A 21,777-nucleotide genomic window follows, 5' to 3' on the forward strand; every position below is an offset into this window, starting at 1 on the left:
CAATCAGCGCCGCGGCAGGATCGGGTCGCCGCGCATCAGGGCGTTGAGCCGCTCGGTGTCGAAGCCGTTCGGGATGGTGGGCGCGGCGGCCTTCAGGGCCGGCGCAGCCTTGACCGGCGCCGGCAGCGACCCGGTGGCGGAGGGCTCGGCCTGGGCGGCGCGCACCGTCGCAGACGGCGCCAGATGGGCGAGCCGGTCGGCGCTGACGAGGGCGACGATCGCCGTCGAGACCAGCACGAGGACGCCGCCGAGGAGAGGACGCAGGATACGCACGCAGACGACCCGGAACGCGACTTGAGACGGCAACAGATTACCCGCCCGCCCGTTAACGAAGCCCACCCCAAAGGTCCGGGATGGGAGCCAATGTTCGGGAGGCGATATTGACCAACGTCCAGGCCACCGCGAGCGACAGCCCGTTCATCCAGGGCCGCAACGCCCGCCTCTACGGTAAGCCCGCGAGCGAATGTCCCTATCCGGAAGGCTCCGAAGAGCATGCCGGCTGGATGCAAGCTTACGAGGAGGCTGCCGTCTCCGATCCGGCGGAGAAGCCCTGAGCGGGGGGAGGCCGGGCGGGGGCAAGGCTGGCTTGACCTCGCCCCAGCCCGCGGGCTTCGTGCGTCGCAGCGCAACGTGATCGCCGAGCCCCTATGTCCCTGACGCCCAAGCCCGAGTCCAAGCAAACTTTCGGGGCGGCGACGCGCCTCGTCCATGCGGGCCGGGATCCGGGCGCGCAGCACGGCTTCGTCAACACGCCGATCTATCGCGGTTCGACCGTGCTCTATCCGACCTACGACGCGATCAAGCATCGGCGCGGGCGCTACAATTACGGCACCTCGGCGACCCCCACGATGGACTCGCTGACCGACGCCTGGACCGCGCTCGCCGGCGCGGCCGGCACGGTGGTGACGCCCTCGGGGCTGTCGGCGCTCACCATCGCGCTGATGGCCGCGGTCTCGGCCGGCGACCATCTGCTCGTGACCGATTCCGCTTACCGCCCGACCCGGCAGTTCTGCGACGGCGTCCTGGCCCGGTTCGGAGTCGCGGTGACCTATTACGATCCGACCGTGGGGGCCGGCATCGCCGAGCTGATGCGCCCGAACACCAAGGCGGTGCTGGTCGAGGCGCCCGGCTCGCAGAGTTTTGAGATGCAGGACATCCCGGCCATCGCCGCGGTCGCGCATGCCCGGGGCGCCTGCGTGATCATGGACAACACCTGGGCGACGCCGCTGCTGTTCCCGCCCCACGCGCGCGGGGTCGATATCGCGGTCGAGGCCGGCACCAAGTACCTGAGCGGCGGGTCCGACCTGCTGATCGGCCTAACCTCCGCCAACGCCGCGTATTTCCCGGCGGTGCGGCGCACCTTCGATCATTTCGCCCCCTGCGCCGGAGCCGAGGACATCTTCCTGGCGCTCCGGGGCATGCGCACCATGGCGTTGCGCTTGCGCGAGCACGGCCGCGCCGGGCTGGAGATGGCCCGCTGGTTCCAGGCGCGGCCGGAGGTGCTGCGCGTGCTGCATCCCGGCCTGCCGGAGGATCCGGGCCATGAAATTTGGAAGCGCGACTTTTCCGGCGCTTCCGGCCTGTTCGGGGTGATCCTCAAGCCGGTGCCCGAGGCGGCCGTCGCCGCGATGCTGGACGGGCTTGAGCTGTTCGGGATGGGTTTTTCCTGGGGCGGCTTCGAGAGCCTGGTGATCCCGTTCGACTGCGCCCCCTACCGGACCGCCACGACCTGGGCGCCGGGCGGCCCGGCCCTGCGCTTCCATATCGGGCTGGAGGACGTCGCCGACCTGCAGGCCGATCTCGATGCCGGCTTCGCGCGGCTGCGGGCGGCCTCCTGACGGCCTGCGCCGTCGTCGCGCGCGGGGACGGAGGGATGACGGCGCATTTGACCTTCCCGTCCGATCCTGATTGACCGGCCGGGCATGACCACGAGCCTCTCCGCCGGCGGCGTCCCGCGCCTCGCCTCTGTCGACCGGATCGGCCGCGGGCTCGACGCGCTGAGCCTCACCCATGCCCGCGCCGTCCTGGCCCTTCTGGCGCTGTGCCTGCTGCTGTTCCTGCCCGGCCAGATCTCGCTGCAGCCGATGGACCGGGACGAGCCGCGCTTCGCCCAGGCCTCCAAGCAGATGCTGGAGAGCGGCGACCTCGTCGACATCCGCTTCCAGGGCGAGGCGAGGCACAAGAAGCCGGTCGGGATCTATTGGGCGCAGGCCGCCGCGGTTGCGGCGGGCGAGGCGCTCGGCGTGCCGGATGCGCGCCGGCAGATCGCCCTGTACCGCATCCCGTCGCTGATCGGCGCCACCGCCTCGGTGCTGCTGGCCTACTGGGCGGCGCTCGCCTTCCTGCCCCGCCGGCACGCACTGCTGGCCGCCGCCCTGTACGGCGCCGGGCTGATGCTCTCGGCCGAGGCGCATCTCGCCAAGACCGACGCCCTGCTCGCCGCCTGCGCCACCGCGAGCCTCGGGGCGCTCGCCCGGGCGTGGCTGTCATACCGGGCCGGCGGAACCGTGGACCGCGCGGTCTTCCCCGGCTTCTGGCTCGGGATGGCGCTCGGCATCCTGGTCAAGGGGCCGATGGTGCCGCTGTTCGTCGTGCTGCCGGCCTTGATCCTGTCGGTGGTGGCGCGGTCCGGCCGCTGGCTGCTCGCCCTGAAGCCATGGGCGGGGCTGGCGCTGACGCTGCTGCTGGTGGCGCCGTGGTTCGCGGCGATCGCGTGGAAGAGCGGCGGCGCCTTCTACGCCGAGGCGGTCGGACACGACATGCTGGGCAAGGTCGGCGGCGCCGCCGAGCGGCACTGGGGTCCGCCCGGGGCCTACACGCTCACGTTCTTCGCGACCTTCTGGCCGGGGGCGGCCTTCGCGGCGATGAGCCTGCCGCTCGCTTGGCGCGCCCGGCGCGAGCCGGCCTTCGCGTTCCTGATCGCGGCGGTGCTGCCGGCCTGGCTGATCTTCGAGGCGGTGCCGACCAAGCTGCCCCATTATGTCCTGCCGCTGATGCCGTGGCTGGCGATCCTCACCGCCCTGGCCCTGTCGCGCGGCGCCCTCGACCCGCGGCTGCGGCGCGCGCGGGCGACCGCCCTGCTGGTGCCGGCGATCCCAATCGGGCTGACGCTCGGCCTGTGCCTGGCGGGCTGGCGCCTCGACGGCCACACGCTCCCCTGGGCGGCGCTGCCGCTGCTGGCCGCCGCCTGCGCGGTGGCGGTGCTGGCCTGGATGGCCTTCGCGGGCGGCAGGCCCGAGCGCGCGCTCGTGTTCGGTATCGCCGCCTCCTGCCTGCTCGGGCCGGCGGTGCTGGGCGTGGCGCAGCGTTCGCTCCCAGCCCTCAAGGTCTCGCCGCGTCTGGCCGCCCTGCGCGACCGGATGGGCTGCCCGAACCCGCAGGTCGCGAGCCTCGGCTACCGGGAGCCGAGCCTGGTCTTCCTGACCGGCACCGACCTCGCCCTGCCGCCGGACGGGGCTGCCGCCAGGCAGTTCCTCGAGGCCGGCGGCTGCCGGCTGCTGTTCGTGGAGGCCCGGGAGCGCGACGACTTCAACGCCGCCTGGCCGGTGGCACGGGGCGCGCCCGCGCCGCTCACCGAGGTCGAGGGCTTCAACCTCAACACCGGCCGGAGGGTGTTCGTGACCGCCTACGCGGTGGCCCCGTGAGCGCCCGGAACCTCAGCGTCGTCGTGCCGGTGAAGAACGAGGCCGGCAACATCGCCCCCCTGGTGGCCGAGATCGAGGCCGCCTGCGCGGGGCTCGCCTTCGAGCTGATCTACGTCGATGACGGCTCCACCGACGGCACGCCGGCCGCCCTGGCGGCGGCCTGCGCCGGCCGGCCGTGGCTGCGGGTGGTGCGACACGCGCGCAGCGGCGGCCAGTCGGCGGCGGTGCGCAGCGGCGTCCTGGCGGCCCGGGCGCCGATCGTCGCGACGCTGGACGGCGACGGCCAGAACGACCCGGCCTTCATCCCCGCCCTGCTCGCCGCCCTGGAGGCGGCCGGCGAACGGGCCGGGCTCGCCCAGGGGCAGCGGCGCGGGCGCAAGGACGGGCGCTTCAAGATGCTGCAATCGCGCATCGCCAACGGCGTACGCGGGCGCATCCTGAACGACGCCACCCGCGACACCGGCTGCGGCCTGAAGGTGTTCCGCCGCGCTGTGTATCTCCGGCTCCCCTATTTCGACGCCCTGCACCGGTTCATGCCGGCCCTGGTGGTGCGCGAGGGATTTTTGGTGGTCCACCACGACGTGATCGACCGGCCCCGGCTCACCGGAATCTCGAATTACGGCCTGTTCGACCGGCTCTGGGTCGGGCTCCTCGACCTCGCCGGGGTCTGGTGGCTGATCCGGCGCAAGCGCGCAGACCCGCAGCCGGAGGAACTGCCCGCCCCGGCCGCTGCGCCCGCAGACCAGGATGTCGGATGCTGATCCAGCTCGCCCACGATCTGCCGGACTATTTCTACGACGTGTTCGTCACCCGGCTCGATTTTTGGGTGGTGTTCGGCATCGTCGCCCAGTTGGTGTTCGGCTCGCGCTTCATCCTGCAATGGATCGCCAGCGAGCGGGCCGGCCGGAGCGTGATGCCGCTCTCGTTCTGGTTCCTGTCGATCCTGGGCGGGCTGATGACGCTGGTCTACGGGTTCGTGCGCCGAGAGCCGGTAATCATCATCGGCCAGGGCCTGTCCACCGGCATCTACCTGCGCAACCTCGCGCTGATCTTTCGCGAGCGCCAGCGTCGGCGGAGCGGCACCGCATGACCCGTACGCCCCTGCCGGATTTCTACGACGATCTCGACGCCACCTTCGCCGAGTTGTGGCGGCTCCTCGCGGAGGGCGCCGCGCATGGCCGGAGCGGGTTCCACCTGCCGGTGCTGGCGACCCTCGGGCCCGTGGGTCCCAAGCTGCGCACGGTGGTGCTGCGCGAAGCCGACGCTGAGGCCGGCACCCTGCGCTTCCACTGCGACCGCCGCTCCGACAAGGCCGCCGAGATCCTGGCGAACCCGGCCTGCGCGCTCGCCGCCTACGACGAAGCGGCCAAGATCCAGATCCGGATCGAGGGCCGGGCGACGCTCCACGCGGATGATGGTGTGGCGCAGGCAGCCTGGGCCGGATCTCGGGCGATGAGCCGGGTTTGCTACGGCGCCGACCCCGCCCCGGGCACGGCGCTGGCCACGGGGGGCGCCTACACGCTGCCCGACGAGCAGACGGCGGCGACGCTCGGTCGCCCGCATTTCGCCGCGGTATCGGTGCGGGCCGAGCGCCTCGATTTCCTCTATCTCGACCGCCGCGGCCACCGCCGGGCGGCCTGGCGGCGGTTGCGGAACGACTGGACCGGGGGCTGGATCGCGCCCTGACCGACCAGGGAGATCGTCCACGACGTCGGCCAGCGTCCGCAGGGCTCAGACGCGGTGGGTGACCAGCACTATGGTCGGCGTGGCCTCGGCGCCCTCCGAACTGTCGCGCCAATCCCAGCATCTCAGCGGCGAGGTCGGCCGCTTCCTGGCGACAATCCGGGCCGCCCGAGCCCGGGCGCGCGGCACGGCCTCCGAAGAGATATCAGCCTTGCGCGGTTCGCCCTGTCCCGGGCGGGCCGCCGGGCGTAAAGCCCCGGCACCGCCCGCCCGCTCGGGTCGACCGGGAGGACATCTTGGGCCTCGTCTACGCGCTCGCCGCCTATCTGAGTTGGGGCCTGCTGGTCCCGGTGCATTTCCGCATGCTCGGGGCCTTCAGCCCGAACCACATCCTGGCCGAACGGATCGTCTGGTCGAGCCTGTTCGCGGGCGCGCTGGCCCTGGCGCTGGCTTCCCGCAGGCGCCTGAACCTGCCGCTGCCCCTGTGCCGGCGCCACGCCCTGCTGGCAGTCTCGGCCGCGATGATCGGGGTGAACTGGCTGCTCTACCTCCACGCCATCGACCGCGGGCACCTGCTCGACGCGAGCCTGGGCTACTACATCAATCCCCTGGTCAGCGTGGCGCTTGGCCGGATCGTGCTCGGCGAGCGGCTGCGGCCGCTCCAGGCCGTGGCGGTGGGGATCGCGGCGGCGGGCGTCGCAGTCGCCGTGTTGTGGGCGGGAGAGTTGCCGGCCCTGTCGCTGTCCCTGGCCGTGTCCTTCGCGCTCTACGGACTCGTCCGAAAGATCGTCGGGGTCGACGCCCTGGTCGGGTTTCTGGCCGAGACCCTGCTGCTCCTGCCGCTCGCGATCCTGTGGCTCATCCTGTCGCCCGAGCCGTTCCTGCCTGCCGATCCCAAAAGCCTCGCGCTGCTGATGCTGACGGGGGTGACCACAGCGCTGCCGCTGATCTGGTTCGCCGCCGCGGCGATACGGCTGCGGCTGACGACGCTGGGCCTGCTGCAATACGTCGCCCCGACCTGCCTGCTGTGCCTCAGCGTCCTGGCCTATGGCGAGCATGTGGAGCCACCCCGGGCGGCGATGTTCGCCCTGATCTGGGTGGCGCTCGCCCTCTACAGCGTCGATGCGCTGCGCGGCCGGCGGCCGGTGGAACCTGTGGTCGAGGTCCGGTCGGATCCCGACCCGATGCGTGTATAAGGCAGTCCATACGCCTCGCGGGGCGATGACGGGATACCGGCGGGCCGATGAGCGAATCCGAGGGCGGCCGAGGCGTCGTCACCGATGCCGATTACAGGAACCTCGCCGAGACGCTGCCGCAGCTCGCCTGGATCGCCGAGGCCGACGGGACTATCGTCTGGTATAACCAACGCTGGTACGACTACACGGGCAGCACCCTGGAGGAGATGCGCGGCTGGGGCTGGCGCGCCGTCCACCATCCCGACCACGTCGACGCCGTGACCGAGCGCTTCCGGGCGGCGATCATGCTCGGCCAGTCCTGGGAAGACACGTTCCCGCTGCGCGGCAAGGACGGGATCTATCGCTGGTTCCTGTCCAAGGCCCTGCCGCACCGGGACGCGGCGGGCAACATCCTGCGCTGGTACGGCACCAACACCGACATCTCCCGCCGCCGCGCCGTCGAGGAGCGCCTGCGCGATTCCGAGCAGCGCTTCCGGGCGCTGGTGGACGCCTCCGCGGCGGTGATCTGGAACACCAACGCGGTTGGCGAGCTGATGCCGCCCCAGGTCCGCTGGAGCACCTATACCGGCCAGAGCGAGGAGGCCTACCAGGGCTGGGGCTGGGTCGACGCGGTCCATCCCGACGACCGGGCCCACGCCGCCGATGCCTGGGCCGCCTGCGTCGAGGCGCGCAAGCCCTACGAGGTCGAGTATCGCCTGCTCCGCTACGACGGCGCATGGCGGGCCATGGAGGTGCGCGGCGTGCCCGTTCTCGCCGAGGACGGCACCCTGCGCGAATGGGTCGGCACCTGCGTCGACGTCACCGACCGCAAGGAAGCCGAGGAGGCGGTCGAGCGGGCGCGCCAGGCCGCGGAGGCCGCCAACCGGGCCAAAAGCCAGTTCATCGCCAACATGAGCCACGAGCTGCGCACGCCGCTCTCGGCGGTGATCGGCTATTCGGAGATGCTGGGCGAGGAGCTGGAGGATATCGGCCAGGCCGCCCTGCTGCCGGACCTGCGCAAGATCGAGGCGGCGGCCCGGCACCTGCTGTCGCTGATCAACGACGTGCTCGACATCTCCAAGATCGAGGCCGGGCGCATGACCGCCTCGGCCGAGACGTTTTCGGTGTCGGACCTGCTCCGGGACGTTTCCGACGCCACCGGTTCGCTGGTGGAGAAGAAGGGCAACCGCTTCGTCCTCGACGCGGACGGTGCCGCGCTGGGCGCGATGCACCAGGACCAGACCAAGATCCGCCAATGCCTCCTGAACCTGATCGGCAACGCCGCCAAGTTCACCGAGGGCGGCACGATCACCCTGGCGGTGCGCCGCCACCGGGAGGACGGGGCGGACTGGCTGTCCTTCGCGGTGACCGATACCGGCATCGGGCTGAGCCAGGAGCAGATCGGGCGCCTGTTCGAGCGCTTCGTGCAGGCCGACGAGTCGACCACGCGCCAGTTCGGCGGCACCGGCCTCGGCCTCGCGATCACCCGGGCCTTCTGCCAGACCATGGGCGGCGACATCGCCGTAACCAGCACGGAAGGGCAGGGCGCCACCTTCACGGTCCGCCTGCCCGCGGTGCTCAAGGCCGAGGACGAGCCGCAGGAGATCGCCGCCGAGGCCGCGGCGGCCGCGGTCGAGCCGCACGAGCAGCACGAGACGGTCCTGCTGGTGGACGACGATCCGGCCGCCCGGGAGCTGCTCCAGCGCTTCCTCGAGCGCGAGGGTTTCCACGTCCGCACCGCCAATGACGGGCGCGCCGGCCTGACGCTCGCCCGGGCGCTCAAGCCGCGGGCGATCCTGCTCGATGTCGAGATGCCGCGCATGGACGGCTGGGCGGTGCTGCACGCGGTGCGCAATGATCCGGATCTGGCCGGCACGCCGGTGATCATGACCTCGGTGGTGGCCGAGCAGGGGCTCGGCCAGGCGCTCGGCGCCACCGACTACTTCGTCAAGCCGATCGACTGGGACCGGCTGAAGGGCATGATGGAGCGCTACCGCCCGGAAGGGCCCGGGGAGGCGCGCGTCCTCGTGGTCGACGACGACCCGGATGCCCGCGAGCGCCTGCGCCGGTCGCTGGGCCGCGAGGGCTGGACCGTGGACGAGGCCGAGAACGGCCGGATCGCCCTGGAGCGGGTCAGCCAGACGCGCCCGAGCCTGATCCTGCTCGACCTGATGATGCCCGAGATGGACGGGTTCAGCTTCCTGCGGGCGCTCCGCGCCCGGCCGGACGGCGACGTGCCGGTGGTGGTGCTCACCGCCAAGGAGATCACCAGCGCCGAGAAGGCGAGCCTCGGCGCCCAGGCCGACCGGGTGATCGCCAAGGGCTCGATGAGCCTCGCCGAGATCGGCCGGCAGTTGCGGGTGCTCTACGCCCGCTCCACTGCCGAGCCGGTCCCAGGCCGGCTCCAGGGCCTGATCGAGCGGCTCGCCGAGAACGATGTGGGAGAGACACCATGAGCGACAACGGGATCGATCCGGACAAGGCGGCGGCGATCCGCCTGCGGGCGCGGCTTGCGGTGGTGGAGCGGGCGGCCTGGTTCGGCCTCGTCCACGCGATGCGCACGCAGCCCGCCGAGACCGAGGCCTACATCGCCTCCGAGCGGGCGCGCTGCGCGGAAGGCTTTGGCGGCACCGCCTGGGCGAAGGATCTCACCGATGCCGAGCGCAAGATGCTCGGCGAGGAGGTCGATGCCGGGCTGGCGCAGCTGATCGCGGATGCGCGCGGGGAGGTGTGAGACAGTCTCGGTGGGACGGCACTACCTCTCCACGCATGAACGATCGCGAGCAGAAGCGTCGCTGGAGGCCGTTTGATAGCGGTCGATGCACGAGCGGCATGATACAGATCGACAAATGCGCAAGAATATGTTCTTAAATCGAGAATACGTTTTATTTTCACTCAAACAAGTCGAAAATCTGATTAATTTTTAAATTACTAATCGATATCAAGTAAAAATTGATAAGTCTAGGCGAATATTACTATAAAATTGATGCAAGATTCCGACCACATCATGCCCCGGAATCCTGATTTTCTGCTAAAATTCCTATGCATGTGGCGTGCAGTAGGAGAACTCGCGATGCGTGACCGCGGCGAATCATTGCATCTATCTAAACTTTGTTATGATCTTGCGGCAGCCAGCGTAGTCGTAAAATTCAATCGGCTTAGGTTTGCGCTCAAATATTTTGATCCCAATCAGCCGCGTGTCCCGGCGGGACAGCGCGAAGGAGGTCGATGGTCTAGTACCTCATCTGGGTCTGGAACACGTCGAACTGACAACGGCGTTCAACCTGTCACGCAATCGTACAGCTTCGAAGTACTTGTTGCCGAGATACAGAAAAAAATAGGGCGCAATTGTGTCTACGAATTCGACTTCGGATTAGTCATGGTTGAAGGACCAACAAATCTTCGTTGCATTCTGGAACTTCCCTCAGCAGCTGTCAGCCATGGAATGTTGCTGAACGACAACTTCAGGAGGTGAGCCATGACGACGAATTCTTATCTCCCAATCAACTTCACGATTTCTCTGGAAGCTTGGGCAGAAATTGAAGCCATCAGAAAATTCTATGACAAAAATCGTGATGACAAAGCCTCTGTTTTAATGATATCCTGGGGCAATACTGTATTAAACGATGGCAAGTCCTGGAGTCACGTCGTCATAGGATTCTATCGGACATCAGAAAGATATAAAATCCGTGATGGCATTCAGATGATTTCTGGCCACGAGGTTGTTTTTTTCATTACACCCGATCTTTATGAGAAATTCGACAGGAAAATTATAAAATTTGAACGGGAAGAGGGCTTTTTCCTGGCGCCAAATTGAAGACATCCGCGATCACGCGCTTCGTGGTCGGACTCGAAATCTAAGACTCTCGGAACACGTCGTACCAGGCCGGCGGCAGTCCTATGACCGATAGAGGCGCCGCGACAGTGTGGCCCGGCAGGCTCGTCGCGCAATAGACTCCCCGCGCCACGCTCCGGGCCAGCACCCGCGCGGCGGCGTCGCCCAGGCGGGCGAGATCGGCTACCGGGTCCGTGAGCGGCACGGTGCCGGTAGCCACCGCGAAGACGAGGTCGCCGTCGAGGGGCGTATGGGCCGGCACCAGGGCGCGGGCGAGGCCGTCCTGCGCGGCCACCGCGAGGCGCCGGCACTGGGCCTTGGTCAGCGCCGCATCGGTGGCGACCACCGCCAGCGTCGTGGCCGCGCCTGGCAGCGTCCGGGCCGGGAAGGCGAGGGCGTCGGCCGGCACTCGGGCGGGAGAGCCGAGGCCGCCGAACTCGTCGCCTACCTCGAACGGCGCGGCCCAGAAATGCGGCCCGTCGCCAATGGTCGCATTGCCGAAGGCGTTGACCGCCGCCAGCGCTCCGACCGAACAGCCGCTGCCCGGCACGGACGCCGAGGCCGATCCGATCCCGCCCTTCAGGCGCCCGGTGCGCGCGCCGATGCCGGCCCCCACGGAGCCGAGGGCGAAGTCGTCCGACGCGGCGGCGGCCGCCAGAAAACCCAGCTCGCGATAGGGCGGGTAGCGGCCCCACTCCTTGTCGCCGCCGTTGAGCAGGTCGAACAGGATCGCGCCCGGCACGATCGGCACCCGCATCGGGCCGACCGGAAAGCCCCGCCCGGCCTCGGCGAGCCACGCGGTCACGCCGGCGGCCGCGTCGAGCCCGTAGACCGAGCCGCCCGAGAGGACCAGGGCGTCGATCCGCTCCACCGTGCGCTCGGGATCGAGCAGGTCGGTCTCGCGGGTGCCGGGGCCGCCGCCGCGCACGTCGACGGAAGCGATGACCGGCGCGTCGAACAGGATCGCGGTGACGCCGCTGGCGACCGCCAAGTCGCTGGCGTGGCCGACCCGCAGGCCGGGAATGTCCGTGATGCGATTGTGCGCCATCGATCGAGCTTGCCACGCCCGGCGATCGGGGCAAATCCCCGCTCACGCCGCCGGGGGCCGTCTCGGGTCGGTACGGCGGCAACGTCATTGAGGAGCAGGACATGGACGTCGGATTCATCGGATTGGGGCGGATGGGCCGCGGCATGGCCGCCAGCCTCGCCCGGGCGGGCCACAGGGTCCGGGCCTGGAACCGTTCGCCCGCGGGCGCTCAGGGCCTCGACGGGGTGACCCCGGTGGGCAGTGCCGCCGAGGCGTTCGCCGGGGATGCGGTCATCACCATGCTGGCCGACGACGCGGCCCTGGAGGCGGTGATCGTGTCGGGCGGCCTGCTCGACCAGCCCGAGCGCCCCGGCCTGCATATCGGCATGAGCACGATCTCGGTGGCGCTGGCCCGGCAACTCACCGCGGTGCACGAGCGGGCGGACGTTCCTTACGTCTCCGCCCCGGTCTTCGGACGCCCGGACGTGGCCGAGGCCGGCAAGCTCAACATCGTGGCGGCCGGCGACGCGGCCCTGATCGACCGCGCCGCGCCGCTGCTCGACGCCATGGGTGCCAGGACCTGGCGGTTCGGCGACGAGCCGTCGCGGGCCAACGCCGTCAAGCTCGCCGGCAACTTCATGCTGATCTCGGCCATCGAGGCCATGGGCGAGGCCTGCGCGCTGACCGAGGGCCACGGGGTCGCGGGCGCCGACTTCCTCGACCTGATGACCAACACGCTGTTCGCCTCGCCGGTCTACAAGGGTTACGGTGCCTCGATCGCCCAGAACCGCTACGAGCCACCGGGCTTCGGCCTGAAGCTCGGCGCCAAGGACGTGCGGCTGGCGCTCCAGGCGGCGGAAGGCGCCGGCGTGCCGATGCCGTTCGCCAGCGTCCTGCGCGACGGGCTGATCGAGGCGATCAGCCACGGCGATGGCGAGAAGGACCTCGCAGCCCTGGCCCGGGTCTCGGCCAGGCGCGCAGGTCGGTAAGGGGTTCCCAAAGGGCATCGCCCTTTGGCGGGTGATCAGGGCAGAGCCCTGATGCAGGACGTTCAGAGCCCGAAACGGGCGAAGGCGGCGCGCGCCTCCAGCGCCGCCATGGCGTCCTCGGCAATGCCGCCCGGCGCCCCGCCCCGGCGCAGCAGGCGGGAAAGGAGCCCGCCTTTGGCCTCGGCGACGAGCCGCAGGTCGACCGTGTCGCCGAAGCGCGCCCGCAGGGTCGCGCGCACGTCGCCGAGCGCGTCGACCAGCCCGAGGGGCAGCGCCTGGCGGCCGGTCCAGACCGCGCCGGTGAACAGGTTTTCCGCCTTCGACAAGTTCGGGCGCCGCGACGTCACGAGGCCGGTGAACAGGTCCTGGATGTCGGCCTGGAGGCGCTTCAGGCGCTCCACGTCGGCCGGGTCCTCGGGGCGGAATGGGTCGAGCATCGACTTCGCCTCGCCCTGTGTGTGGACCCGGCGCTCGACGCCGATCTTCTCCAGCAAGCCCTGGAAGCCGAAGCCGGCGGAGACCACGCCGATCGAGCCGACGATCGAGGTCGGGTCGGCGACGATCTCGTCGGCCGCGCAGGCGATCATGTAGCCGCCCGACGCCGCGACATCCTCCACGAAGGCCACGACCGGCAGCGTCTTCTCCTCGGCCAAAGCCCGGATGCGCCGGTGGATCAGGTGCGACTGCGCCGGCGAACCGCCCGGCGAGTTGATCACGATCGCCACCGCCTTGATCCCGGGCATGGCGAAGGCCCGCTCCAGGCTGCCGGCCACGCCGCCGATCGAGAGCCCCGGGCGGAGCGGCGAGACCGCGCCGATCGTGCCGGACAGCCGGACCACGGCGACCCGGGGGCGGCGGTCGCGAAAGCGGCGCGGCAGGAGGGCCCGGAGGGCGTCGGGAAGGGCGAACGGCATGGGGTCTCTTCGGGAGATGCGGGACGCGTCGAGCGCTGCCGCCCGAGTTGGGCGTTCCGGCGCCGCGCGCAAGGGAAGCGGGACGCCAGGTCCCGGCAACCATGATCGTCTGCGCAGTCAGAACGGATCGAACCGTTTGCCGACCTTGGCGGTTCCTGCCTGCGGCGCGCGGATCGTGCCGGCCCGGATCGGCTGCGCGCCGCCGGGGGCTCACACGGGAGAGAGAGAGACACGATGCGACCCTGGCCTATCCTGGTCCTGCTCGCCGCGCTGATCGGGGGCTTCGCGAATGCCCCGGCGCGCGCGGCGCCCCTGCCGGTCCCCGCCGCCGCCGAGGCGGCAGCCCCCGCCCCGACGGTGCAGCTCGCCCGCTGGCACTACCGGCGACACTGGCACCGGCATCATCATTGGCGGCGGCACTGGCACCACCGGCGCCATTTCTGGCACCGCCGCCATCATTGGCACCGTCATTACGGGTACCGGCGCCCCATCGGGTATCACCGGCCTTTCGGCCACCGGCACCCGACCTTCTACTGAGGGGTGCAGCCCGCGCACCGGCCGGATCGGGCCGGTGCGCGGCCTTGTGCGCGGGCGCGGAAAAGCTTATTTAACCACCTGATATCACTGCTGTTCCGCAAGGCCGTCCGGGCGCTCCGCGCGCCACCGGGACGGTCGCCAGCACCGCCCCTCCGGGCCTGATAACGGGTACTTCCTTGGCCGAGACCGATCCGACGGGCACCACCCCGCCCGCCAGCGACATTCGCCCCGTCTCCATCACCGACGAGATGCGCCGCTCCTACCTCGACTACGCCATGAGCGTGATCGTGAGCCGCGCGCTTCCGGACGCGCGCGACGGGCTGAAGCCGGTCCACCGCCGCATCCTGTATTCCGCCTTCGAATCCGGGCACCTGCCGGAGCGGAAATACGTCAAGTCGGCCCGCATCGTCGGCGACGTGATCGGTCTCTACCACCCACACGGCGACCAATCGATCTACGACGCCTTGGTGCGGATGGCGCAGGACTTCTCCATGCGCCTGATGCTCATCGACGGGCAGGGCAATTTCGGCTCGGTCGACGGCGATCCGCCGGCGGCCATGCGCTACACCGAATCGCGCCTGGCCAAGCCGGCGACCGCGCTGCTCTCCGACATCGACAAGAACACCGTCGATTTCCAGCCGAACTACGACGAATCGCGGGAGGAGCCAAAAGTCCTCCCGGCCCGGTTCCCGAACCTCCTGGCTAACGGCGCCGGCGGCATCGCGGTGGGCATGGCGACCAACATCCCGCCGCACAATCTCGGGGAGCTGATCGACGCCTGCATGGCGCTGATCGACGATCCCGGGCTCACCATCGAGCAGCTCACCGAGATCGTCCCCGGGCCGGACTTCCCGACAGGCGGGATGATCCTCGGCCGGGCCGGCACCCGGCAGGCCTACGCCACCGGCCGCGGCTCGGTGATCATGCGCGCCAAGTCGCATGTCGAGGAGCTGCGCAAGGAGCGCGAGGCGCTGATCTTCACCGAGATCCCATATCAGGTGAACAAGGCGACGCTGGTCGAGAAGATCGCCGAGCTCGTGAAGGAGAAGCGGGTCGAGGGCATCTCGGACCTGCGCGACGAATCCGACCGCAGCGGCATGCGCATCGTGGTCGAGATCAAGCGCGACGCCATGGCCGAGGTGGTGCTGAACCAGCTCTACCGGTTCACGCCGCTGCAATCCTCCTTCGGCTGCAACATGGTCGCCCTCAACGGCGGCCGGCCGGAATTGATGAACCTGAAGGACCTGCTCCAGGCCTTCGTCGACTTCCGCGAGGAGGTCGTCTCCCGGCGCACCAAGTTCCTGCTCGGCAAGGCCCGGGAACGCGCCCACGTGTTGTGCGGCCTGGCCATCGCGGTCGCCAATATCGACGAGGTGATCCGGCTGATCCGCACCTCGCCGGACCCGAACACGGCCCGCGAGGCCCTGATGAGCCGCGACTGGCCGGCCCACGACATCGCCCCGCTGATCGCGCTGGTCGACGACCCGCGCCACCGGGTCGCCGAGGACGGCACCTACCGCCTGTCCGAGACCCAGGCCCGCGCCATCCTGGACCTGCGCCTGCAGCGCCTCACGGCTCTGGGCCGCGACGAGGTCGGGGACGAATTGAAGACCCTGGCCGACGAGATCGCCGACTATCTCGACATCCTGCGCTCGCGCGCCCGCATCCAGGCGATCGTGAAGGACGAGCTCGTCGAGGTGCGGCAGCAATTCGCCACCCCGCGCCGGACCGAGATCGTCGATTACGATTCGAGCGTCGACGACGAGGATTTGATCGCCCGCGAGGACATGGTCGTGACCGTGTCCCATGCCGGCTACGTCAAGCGCGTGCCGCTCTCGACCTACCGGGCCCAGCGCCGGGGCGGGAAGGGCCGCTCCGGCATGGCGACCCGCGACGAGGATTTCGTCACCCGCCTGTTCGTGGCCAACACCCACACGCCGGTGCTGTTCTTCTCCAGCCAGGGCCAAGCCTACAAGGAGAAGGTCTGGCGCCTGCCGATGGCCGCCCCGAACGCCCGCGGCAAGGCGCTGGTGAACATCCTGCAGCTGCAGGACACCTCCGAGCGCATCACCACAATCATGCCGCTGCCCGAGGACGAGGCGTCCTGGGACACCCTCGACGTGATGTTCGCCACCGCCAGCGGCAACGTCCGGCGCAACAAGCTGTCGGACTTCGTCCAGGTGAACCGCAACGGCAAGATCGCCATGAAGCTCGATCCGGGCGACCACATCGTCCATGTCGAGATCTGCCGGCCGGACCAGAACGTGCTGCTGACCACGGCGATGGGGCAGTGCATCCGCTTCCCGGTCGAGGACGTGCGCGTGTTCAAGGGCCGCGATTCGACCGGCGTGCGCGGCATCCTGCTGGCTAAGGACGACCGGGTGATCTCGATGACGATCCTGAACGCCTTCGACGCCAGCGCCGAGGAGCGGACGGGCTACCTGAAGATGCGTCGCGCCATCACCGGCGAACAGGAGGAAGGCGCCGAGGTCGAGGCCGAGGACGGCGCCGAGGCCGCGGCGATCTCGCCGGAGCGCTACACCGAGATGGGCGCGGCCGAGCAATACGTGCTCACCCTGTCCGAGCGCGGCTACGGCAAGCGCTCGTCGTCGTTCGAGTACCGGACCTCCGGCCGCGGCGGCAAGGGCATCACGGCGATGCGAGTCAACGACCGCAACGGCAGCCTCGTCGGCTCCTTCCCGGTCGAGGCGACGGACCAGATCATGCTGGTCACCGACCGCGGCCAGCTGATCCGGGTGCCGGTGGACGACATCCGCATCGTCGGCCGCGCCTCGCAGGGCGTGACCGTGTTCAACACCGCCAAGGACGAGAAGGTCGTGTCGGTGGAGCACATCGTCGGCGAGGACGACACCGAAGCGGGCGCCGAAGGTGGTCTGGACGGCGGCATCGAGGGCGGCCCCGATGCTGGTCCGGAGGGCGGCCCCGAGGAGGTGTGAGGCTCCGGCCGACACACCCCGAGGTTCCGTCCCGCGCAAAAATGCTCTAGGTCGGGCCTCGATGACCCGCACCGCCCTCTATGCCGGCTCGTTCGATCCGGTCACGAACGGCCATCTCGACGTGGTCCGCCAGGCCTGCCGGCTGGTGGACCGCCTCGTGATCGCCATCGGCGTCCATCCCGGCAAGGCGCCGCTGTTCTCGGCCGAGGAGCGCGCCGCGCTCCTCACTGAGACCTGCGGGCCGGTGGCCCAGGCCGAGGGTGCGACGCTGGAGATCGCGACGTTTGCCGACCTCGCGGTCTCGGCCGCCCGGCGCTGCGGGGCATCGATCTTCATCCGCGGCCTGCGCGACGGCACGGATCTCGATTACGAGATGCAGCTCGCCGGCATGAACGGCGCCATGGCGCCCGAGGTGCAGACCGTGTTCCTGCCTGCCTCGACGCAGGCGCGCCCGATCACCGCGACGCTGGTGCGCCAGATCGCCGGCATGGGCGGGGACGTCTCGCCCTTCGTGCCTGCGGCCGTCGCCGACCGCCTCCGGCAGCGCTTCGCCGCCACCGCCTGATCCTCTGACCGTTCTGGAAGGAATCCGATGAACCGCCGCAACGCCCTCCTCGCGCTCGCCCTCGTGTTCGGCTCCGTCCCGGCCGCCCGGGCCGCCGACGCCAACACGGTCTATCTCGAGACCAAGGACGGCCGCATCACGATCATGCTGCGGCCGGACCTCGCCCCCAAGCACGTCAAGCAGATCAAGACGCTGGTTTCCCAAGGCTTCTACGACGGCCTGAAGTTCCACCGGGTGATCGACGGCTTCATGGTCCAGACCGGCGACCCGAAGGGCAACGGCACCGGCGGCTCCAGCCTGCCGAACATCCCGGCCGAGTTCTCGCAGACCGCCGAGTTCCGACGCGGCACGGTCGGCATGGCCCGCTCGTCGGATCCGAACTCGGCCAACTCGCAGTTCTTCATCTGCCTGGGCGACGCGCCGTTCCTGAACAAGCAGTACACCGTCGTCGGCAACGTCACCGACGGGCTCGACGTGCTCGACAAGATCAAGAAGGCTTCCCCCGGCGCGCCGGGGGGCGCCGTGCAGGACCCGGACAAGATCGTCCGCATGACGCTCGCCGAGAAGGCGAAGTAGCCCCGCCGATGTGGCGCCGGCTGGCCGTCCTCGGCGTGCTCGCCCTCGCTCCGGCGGCGGCGCGCGCCTATGACGGCTTCTATGCCTACGGTGGCTACGCCTATCAGCCGGGCGGCGGCTATCCGTTGAGCCTGCCGCAGACCCTGCGGGGCACCGTCGCGGTGCCGCTGGCGCATCGACCGGCCCGGGCGGCCGACACCCTGGCCGAGCTCTACCCGGTGCTGGCGGCCTGCTGGCAGCCGCCGGCCGGACTGGGACATCCTGCTTCCGGTTCGGACGATGTCGAGATCACCGCGCGGCTGTCGCTCCGGCGTGACGGCAGCCTGATCGGCCCGCCGCGGATCACCTATGCGGCGGGGTTCGCGGGTGGCCAGCGCGGCAGCCTGGTGCGGGCGACCCTGGACGCGCTCGCCGGCTGCACGCCGGCCAAGATCACTCCGGGCCTCGGCCGGGCGATCGCGGGGCGACCGGTGGCCCTGCGGCTCGTCTACCGCCCGCCAGCCTGACCGTTTCGCCGCGCTCGCCGGATCCGGCGGGCGCCGCTACATTCCCACCAACAGGAAGGACCCACCATGGCCGATACCGAGACCCTCATCCTGGAGACCACCAAGGGCCGCGTCGTGATCGGGCTGCGCCCCGACCTCGCCCCGGGCCATGTCGAGCGGATCAAGACGCTGGCCGCCCAGGGCTTCTACGACGGCGTGCCGTTCCACCGGGTGATCGAGAACTTCATGGCCCAGACCGGCGACCCGACCGGCACCGGCTCGGGCGGCTCGGAGCTGCCGGACCTGAAGGCCGAGTTCAACGCCGAGCCGCACGTGCGCGGCACCTGCTCGATGGCCCGCACCAACTTCCCGCACTCGGCGAACTCGCAGTTCTTCATCTGCTTCGACGACGCGCGCTTCCTCGACAAGCAGTACACGGTCTGGGGCAAGGTCGTGGAGGGCATGGACGTGGTCGACACGATCAACAAGGGCGAGCCGCCGCGCTCCCCGGACAAGATCGTCAAGGCGAGCGTAGGCGAGGCGGCCTGATCGGCGAACCGTCCGGAAGTGTCCGCCGATCCGGGCGGACACTTCCGTAAGCCCACGGGACGGCGTCCCTTGGCAAAGCGACCGCGGCCTGCGACGCCGCGGCGCCATGAAGACCGCCACGCTTCCGATTCGGGATCTCTGCCTTGCCGTGACGGTGGTCGCCGTCTGGGGCACGAACTTCGTCGTGATCCGGATCGGGCTCGACCATCTGCCGCCGCTGCTGTTTGCGGCGCTGCGCTTCCTGCTGGCAGCCTGCCCCGGCGTCTTCCTGCTGCCCCGGCCCAAGGTCGCGTGGCGCAATCTCGCCGCCTACGGGCTGCTGATCGGGGCCGGACAGTTCGGGCTCCTGTTCATCGCCATGCGCGGCCACATCACCCCCGGCCTGGCCTCGCTGGTGATCCAGATCCAGGTGTTCTTCACCATCGGCCTGTCGATCGCCCTGACCGGCGAACGGGTCCCCGGCTACCAGTGGGCGGCCCTGGCGCTTGCCGCGACCGGCATCGGCGTGATCGCGCTGCATTCTGATGCCGCCACGACGCCCCTGGGCCTCGGCCTCGTCATCCTCGCGGCGGCGAGCTGGGCCGGCGGCAACATCGCGGCGAAGCGCAGCGGCGTCCGCGCGATGCTGCCCTACGTGGTCTGGGCCAGCCTGTTCTCGGCGCCGCCGCTGTTTGCGCTATCCTTCCTCCTCGAAGGCCGGGATGCGATCCGCGCAGGCCTGCAGAATGCCAATGCGGCGACCTGGGCGGCGGTGATCTGGCAATCCGTCGGCAATACCCTGTTCGGCTACGCCATCTGGGGATGGCTGCTCGCCCGCCACCCCGCAGCGCAGATCGTCCCGATGGCGCTGCTGGTGCCGGTGTTCGGTATGGCCGGATCCGCACTCTGGCTCGGCGAGGCGTTGCCGGCCTGGAAGCTCGGCGCCGCCGGGCTCGTCCTATCGGGCCTCGCCCTCGGCATCCTCTACCCGCGCTGGCAGGCACGCCGCGCCTGATGAAGCGGCAGGGCTCAGTCCCGTGCAAGCCCGGCCAGGATCGCCTGCTCGGCGGCCGCCATATCGTCCGGCGCGTTGAGGTTCAGGAACGGGTCCAGGGGCTGCGTCGGCCACGAGGCGGTCGCCGCCCCGTGGCGGGCGACGAACGCTCCGACCCGCCGCTCATCCCGCTCCACCAGGGCCCGGCGCAAGTCCGCCCGCAGCCCGACCGGCCAGAGCGCCACGGTGTAGTGCTCGCGCCCGCCCGAGGCGGCGAGCGCGATCTCAGCAGAGCCGAGCGCGGCGCGGAGCCGTTCGGCGAGGTCGCCCGGCAGGAACGGCGCGTCCCCGGGTGCGCTCAGGACGTGCGTGACCGCCGGCCGATGCGCGGCGGCGAAGTCGAGCCCCGCGAGCAGGCCGGCGAGCGGTCCCGGCCGGCCCGGGACGGGATCGGGCAGGACCGCTCCCGGAAACCCGGCGAACCGCTCCGGATCGCCATTGGCGCTGAGCACCAGGCCGGCCGGGCATTGCGGACCCAGCCGCTCCACCACCCGTGCCAGCAACGTCCGGCTGCCGAGTTCAAGCAGCGGCTTGTCGACCCCGCCCATCCGCCGGCCGAGACCGCCGGCCAGGATCAGGCCGAGGATTGGTGCCGCCAAGGTCCGGCTCCCAAGGCCTACTCGATCACGATCCTGGGCGCCGTCCGCCCCGCCGGGGCGCCCGAGAGGTTCGCCCACAGGGACGCGGCGATATCGCGGTAGATCTTGGCGTGCGGGCCGTCCGGGTCGGTCGCCACCACCGGCCTTCCGGAATCCGAGGTCTCCCGGATGGTCATGTCGAGGGGCACCTCGCCGAGGAACGGCACGCCGAGGCGCTGCGCCTCGATGCGGGCGCCGCCATGCCCGAAGATGTGGGAGGCGTGGCCGCAATTCGGGCAGACGAAGGTCGCCATGTTCTCGATCACCCCGAGGATCGGGACCGCGACCTTCTTGAACATGGTCACGCCGCGCCGGGCGTCGATCAGGGCGAGATCCTGGGGGGTCGAGACGATGACGGCGCCGGACAGCGGCGTCGCCTGGGCCATGGTGAGCTGCGCGTCGCCGGTGCCCGGCGGCATGTCGACGATCAGCACGTCCAGCTCGCCCCAGAGCACGTCGCGCAGCATCTGGGTGATGGCCGACTGCACCATCGGCCCGCGCCAGATCATCGCCGTCTCGGGCTCGATCAGGAACCCGATCGACATGACCTTCAGGCCGTAGCCGACCATCGGCTCCATGGCCTTGTTGTCGACCACGGTGGGCTTGCCCGACAGGCCGAACAGTTTTGGCACCGACGGCCCGTAGATGTCGGCATCGAGCAGGCCGACCTTCAGCCCCTGGGCCTGAAGCGCGAGGGCGAGGTTGCACGCCGTTGTGGACTTGCCGACGCCGCCCTTGCCGGAGGCGACCGCCACGATGTGGCGCACACCGGCGATCTGCGGACCCTGGTTCGGCGGCGCGCCCGGCCGCGGCGGGGCGACCGGCGGCGGCGTCACCGGGCGGGGCGCGGCGTCGCTCTGGGCCGGCATGCCCGGGCCGCGCTCCGAGGTGAGGCTCGCGAACACCCCCGAGACGCCCGGCATCTGCAGGATGCGCCCCTCCGCCTGCCGCCGCACCGGCTCGAACCGCTCGGCCTCGCTCGGATCGACCAGGATCGAGAACATCACCCGGTTGCTCGGATCGACCACGACTTGGGACAGCCGCCCGGAGCCGGGCAGGGTGGTGCCGGCGGCGTCGACGGTGACGGATTGGAGCGCGCGCAGCACGTCGTCGCGGGTTATCGCCAAATCGTCCTCCACCGGGAGCAAGCAGGTTCAATACCCGCTGCAT

The 21,777-nt window shown here is 70.2% G+C and carries 23 protein-coding genes; 18 read left to right on the forward strand and 5 right to left on the reverse strand.

The genetic code is table 11. From position 1 onward, the window contains the following. Positions 1–3: 3 nt before the first annotated feature. Positions 4–306, reverse strand: coding sequence for a hypothetical protein (locus MKL11_RS19230; protein WP_243946379.1), 303 nt, complete (start codon positions 304–306; stop codon positions 4–6). Between the two features lie 74 nt (positions 307–380). On the opposite strand from MKL11_RS19230, the gene MKL11_RS19235 reads away from it, so the two are divergent. From MKL11_RS19235 to MKL11_RS19280, 10 genes are all read left to right on the forward strand, one after another. Then, on the forward strand, positions 381–554 hold the full coding sequence (locus MKL11_RS19235) for a hypothetical protein (protein WP_243946381.1): 174 nt from the start codon (positions 381–383) through the stop codon (positions 552–554). Positions 555–647: 93 nt separating this feature from the next. Continuing rightward, positions 648–1,838: a cystathionine beta-lyase gene (gene metC / locus MKL11_RS19240; protein ID WP_243946383.1), complete on the forward strand. Its 1,191-nt coding sequence runs from the start codon at positions 648–650 to the stop codon at positions 1,836–1,838. 84 nt (positions 1,839–1,922) lie between these two features. Further along, positions 1,923–3,644 (forward strand): ArnT family glycosyltransferase, encoded by a 1,722-nt coding sequence (locus tag MKL11_RS19245; RefSeq protein ID WP_243946385.1) that lies wholly within the window; start codon positions 1,923–1,925, stop codon positions 3,642–3,644. Next, on the forward strand, positions 3,641–4,405 hold the full coding sequence (locus tag MKL11_RS19250; protein ID WP_243946387.1) for a glycosyltransferase family 2 protein: 765 nt from the start codon (positions 3,641–3,643) through the stop codon (positions 4,403–4,405). Before MKL11_RS19245 ends, MKL11_RS19250 begins: the two co-directional genes overlap by 4 nt. Further along, positions 4,399–4,734: a lipid-A-disaccharide synthase N-terminal domain-containing protein gene (locus tag MKL11_RS19255; RefSeq protein WP_243946388.1), complete on the forward strand. Its 336-nt coding sequence runs from the start codon at positions 4,399–4,401 to the stop codon at positions 4,732–4,734. The genes MKL11_RS19250 and MKL11_RS19255 overlap by 7 nt, the downstream gene beginning before the upstream one ends. After that, on the forward strand, positions 4,731–5,330 hold the full coding sequence (locus tag MKL11_RS19260; protein ID WP_243946390.1) for a pyridoxamine 5'-phosphate oxidase family protein: 600 nt from the start codon (positions 4,731–4,733) through the stop codon (positions 5,328–5,330). Before MKL11_RS19255 ends, MKL11_RS19260 begins: the two co-directional genes overlap by 4 nt. Before the next feature lie 293 nt (positions 5,331–5,623). Next, positions 5,624–6,523, forward strand: coding sequence for an EamA family transporter RarD (rarD, locus tag MKL11_RS19265; protein ID WP_243946392.1), 900 nt, complete (start codon positions 5,624–5,626; stop codon positions 6,521–6,523). Between the two features lie 47 nt (positions 6,524–6,570). Continuing rightward, positions 6,571–8,958, forward strand: coding sequence for a response regulator (locus tag MKL11_RS19270; protein ID WP_243946394.1), 2,388 nt, complete (start codon positions 6,571–6,573; stop codon positions 8,956–8,958). Then, positions 8,955–9,236 (forward strand): hypothetical protein, encoded by a 282-nt coding sequence (locus MKL11_RS19275; protein ID WP_243946396.1) that lies wholly within the window; start codon positions 8,955–8,957, stop codon positions 9,234–9,236. Before MKL11_RS19270 ends, MKL11_RS19275 begins: the two co-directional genes overlap by 4 nt. Positions 9,237–9,980: 744 nt before the next feature. Further along, complete coding sequence (locus MKL11_RS19280) at positions 9,981–10,319, forward strand: hypothetical protein (RefSeq protein WP_243946398.1); 339 nt, start codon at positions 9,981–9,983, stop codon at positions 10,317–10,319. 40 nt (positions 10,320–10,359) lie between these two features. On the opposite strand, the gene MKL11_RS19285 is transcribed toward MKL11_RS19280, so the two are convergent. Further along, positions 10,360–11,385, reverse strand: a complete 1,026-nt coding sequence (locus MKL11_RS19285; protein WP_243946399.1) for a P1 family peptidase — start codon at positions 11,383–11,385, stop codon at positions 10,360–10,362. 101 nt (positions 11,386–11,486) lie between these two features. Here MKL11_RS19285 and MKL11_RS19290 point away from each other — a divergent pair, with 101 nt between their 5' ends. Continuing rightward, positions 11,487–12,353, forward strand: coding sequence for an NAD(P)-dependent oxidoreductase (locus MKL11_RS19290; RefSeq protein ID WP_243946401.1), 867 nt, complete (start codon positions 11,487–11,489; stop codon positions 12,351–12,353). Between the two features lie 62 nt (positions 12,354–12,415). Here the strand turns inward: MKL11_RS19290 and MKL11_RS19295 are convergent, their stop codons facing one another. After that, entirely contained in the window at positions 12,416–13,267 is an 852-nt protein-coding gene (locus MKL11_RS19295; protein ID WP_243946403.1) for a S49 family peptidase, read from the reverse strand. 234 nt (positions 13,268–13,501) lie between these two features. Between MKL11_RS19295 and MKL11_RS19300 the strand changes: the two genes are divergently transcribed. The 7 genes from MKL11_RS19300 to MKL11_RS19330 all read left to right on the forward strand — a co-directional run bounded on the left by MKL11_RS19300 (position 13,502) and on the right by MKL11_RS19330 (position 19,930). After that, positions 13,502–13,804 (forward strand): hypothetical protein, encoded by a 303-nt coding sequence (locus MKL11_RS19300; protein ID WP_243946412.1) that lies wholly within the window; start codon positions 13,502–13,504, stop codon positions 13,802–13,804. Positions 13,805–13,980: 176 nt separating this feature from the next. Then, entirely contained in the window at positions 13,981–16,761 is a 2,781-nt protein-coding gene (gyrA, locus tag MKL11_RS19305) for a DNA gyrase subunit A (RefSeq protein WP_243946414.1), read from the forward strand. 61 nt (positions 16,762–16,822) lie between these two features. Beyond that, a complete protein-coding gene (gene coaD / locus MKL11_RS19310) occupies positions 16,823–17,326 on the forward strand; it encodes a pantetheine-phosphate adenylyltransferase (RefSeq protein ID WP_243946417.1) in 504 nt (167 codons plus the stop codon). A gap of 27 nt (positions 17,327–17,353) precedes the next feature. Continuing rightward, complete coding sequence (locus MKL11_RS19315) at positions 17,354–17,902, forward strand: peptidylprolyl isomerase (RefSeq protein WP_243946421.1); 549 nt, start codon at positions 17,354–17,356, stop codon at positions 17,900–17,902. A gap of 8 nt (positions 17,903–17,910) precedes the next feature. Beyond that, positions 17,911–18,408: a hypothetical protein gene (locus MKL11_RS19320; protein ID WP_243946423.1), complete on the forward strand. Its 498-nt coding sequence runs from the start codon at positions 17,911–17,913 to the stop codon at positions 18,406–18,408. A gap of 66 nt (positions 18,409–18,474) precedes the next feature. Then, a complete protein-coding gene (locus MKL11_RS19325) occupies positions 18,475–18,936 on the forward strand; it encodes a peptidylprolyl isomerase (RefSeq protein WP_058192188.1) in 462 nt (153 codons plus the stop codon). Positions 18,937–19,042: 106 nt separating this feature from the next. Beyond that, positions 19,043–19,930 carry an EamA family transporter gene (locus MKL11_RS19330; RefSeq protein WP_243946424.1) on the forward strand — a complete coding sequence of 296 codons (888 nt, stop codon included), beginning with the start codon at positions 19,043–19,045 and terminating at the stop codon, positions 19,928–19,930. Positions 19,931–19,944: 14 nt separating this feature from the next. On the opposite strand, the gene mobA is transcribed toward MKL11_RS19330, so the two are convergent. Continuing rightward, positions 19,945–20,568: a molybdenum cofactor guanylyltransferase MobA gene (gene mobA, locus MKL11_RS19335; RefSeq protein ID WP_279600594.1), complete on the reverse strand. Its 624-nt coding sequence runs from the start codon at positions 20,566–20,568 to the stop codon at positions 19,945–19,947. A 17-nt stretch (positions 20,569–20,585) separates the two neighbouring features. Continuing rightward, positions 20,586–21,734 (reverse strand): iron-sulfur cluster carrier protein ApbC, encoded by a 1,149-nt coding sequence (gene apbC, locus MKL11_RS19340; RefSeq protein WP_243946426.1) that lies wholly within the window; start codon positions 21,732–21,734, stop codon positions 20,586–20,588. Positions 21,735–21,777: the final 43 nt, after the last annotated feature.

The organism is Methylobacterium sp. J-077, from assembly GCF_022829365.1.
GTDB lineage: Bacteria > Pseudomonadota > Alphaproteobacteria > Rhizobiales > Beijerinckiaceae > Methylobacterium.

Coding starts and splice junctions, on each gene's coding strand:
- MKL11_RS19320 (WP_243946423.1), top strand. CDS start 17,911: ATGTGGCGCCGGCTGGCCGTCCTCGGCGTGCTCGCCCTCGCTCCGGCG.
- MKL11_RS19325 (WP_058192188.1), top strand. CDS start 18,475: ATGGCCGATACCGAGACCCTCATCCTGGAGACCACCAAGGGCCGCGTC.
- MKL11_RS19270 (WP_243946394.1), top strand. CDS start 6,571: ATGAGCGAATCCGAGGGCGGCCGAGGCGTCGTCACCGATGCCGATTAC.
- MKL11_RS19300 (WP_243946412.1), top strand. CDS start 13,502: ATGCGACCCTGGCCTATCCTGGTCCTGCTCGCCGCGCTGATCGGGGGC.
- MKL11_RS19330 (WP_243946424.1), top strand. CDS start 19,043: ATGAAGACCGCCACGCTTCCGATTCGGGATCTCTGCCTTGCCGTGACG.
- MKL11_RS19295 (WP_243946403.1), bottom strand. CDS start 13,267: ATGCCGTTCGCCCTTCCCGACGCCCTCCGGGCCCTCCTGCCGCGCCGC.
- MKL11_RS19315 (WP_243946421.1), top strand. CDS start 17,354: ATGAACCGCCGCAACGCCCTCCTCGCGCTCGCCCTCGTGTTCGGCTCC.
- MKL11_RS19260 (WP_243946390.1), top strand. CDS start 4,731: ATGACCCGTACGCCCCTGCCGGATTTCTACGACGATCTCGACGCCACC.
- MKL11_RS19280 (WP_243946398.1), top strand. CDS start 9,981: ATGACGACGAATTCTTATCTCCCAATCAACTTCACGATTTCTCTGGAA.
- metC (WP_243946383.1), top strand. CDS start 648: ATGTCCCTGACGCCCAAGCCCGAGTCCAAGCAAACTTTCGGGGCGGCG.
- MKL11_RS19275 (WP_243946396.1), top strand. CDS start 8,955: ATGAGCGACAACGGGATCGATCCGGACAAGGCGGCGGCGATCCGCCTG.
- coaD (WP_243946417.1), top strand. CDS start 16,823: ATGACCCGCACCGCCCTCTATGCCGGCTCGTTCGATCCGGTCACGAAC.
- MKL11_RS19290 (WP_243946401.1), top strand. CDS start 11,487: ATGGACGTCGGATTCATCGGATTGGGGCGGATGGGCCGCGGCATGGCC.
- MKL11_RS19285 (WP_243946399.1), bottom strand. CDS start 11,385: ATGGCGCACAATCGCATCACGGACATTCCCGGCCTGCGGGTCGGCCAC.
- MKL11_RS19255 (WP_243946388.1), top strand. CDS start 4,399: ATGCTGATCCAGCTCGCCCACGATCTGCCGGACTATTTCTACGACGTG.
- MKL11_RS19245 (WP_243946385.1), top strand. CDS start 1,923: ATGACCACGAGCCTCTCCGCCGGCGGCGTCCCGCGCCTCGCCTCTGTC.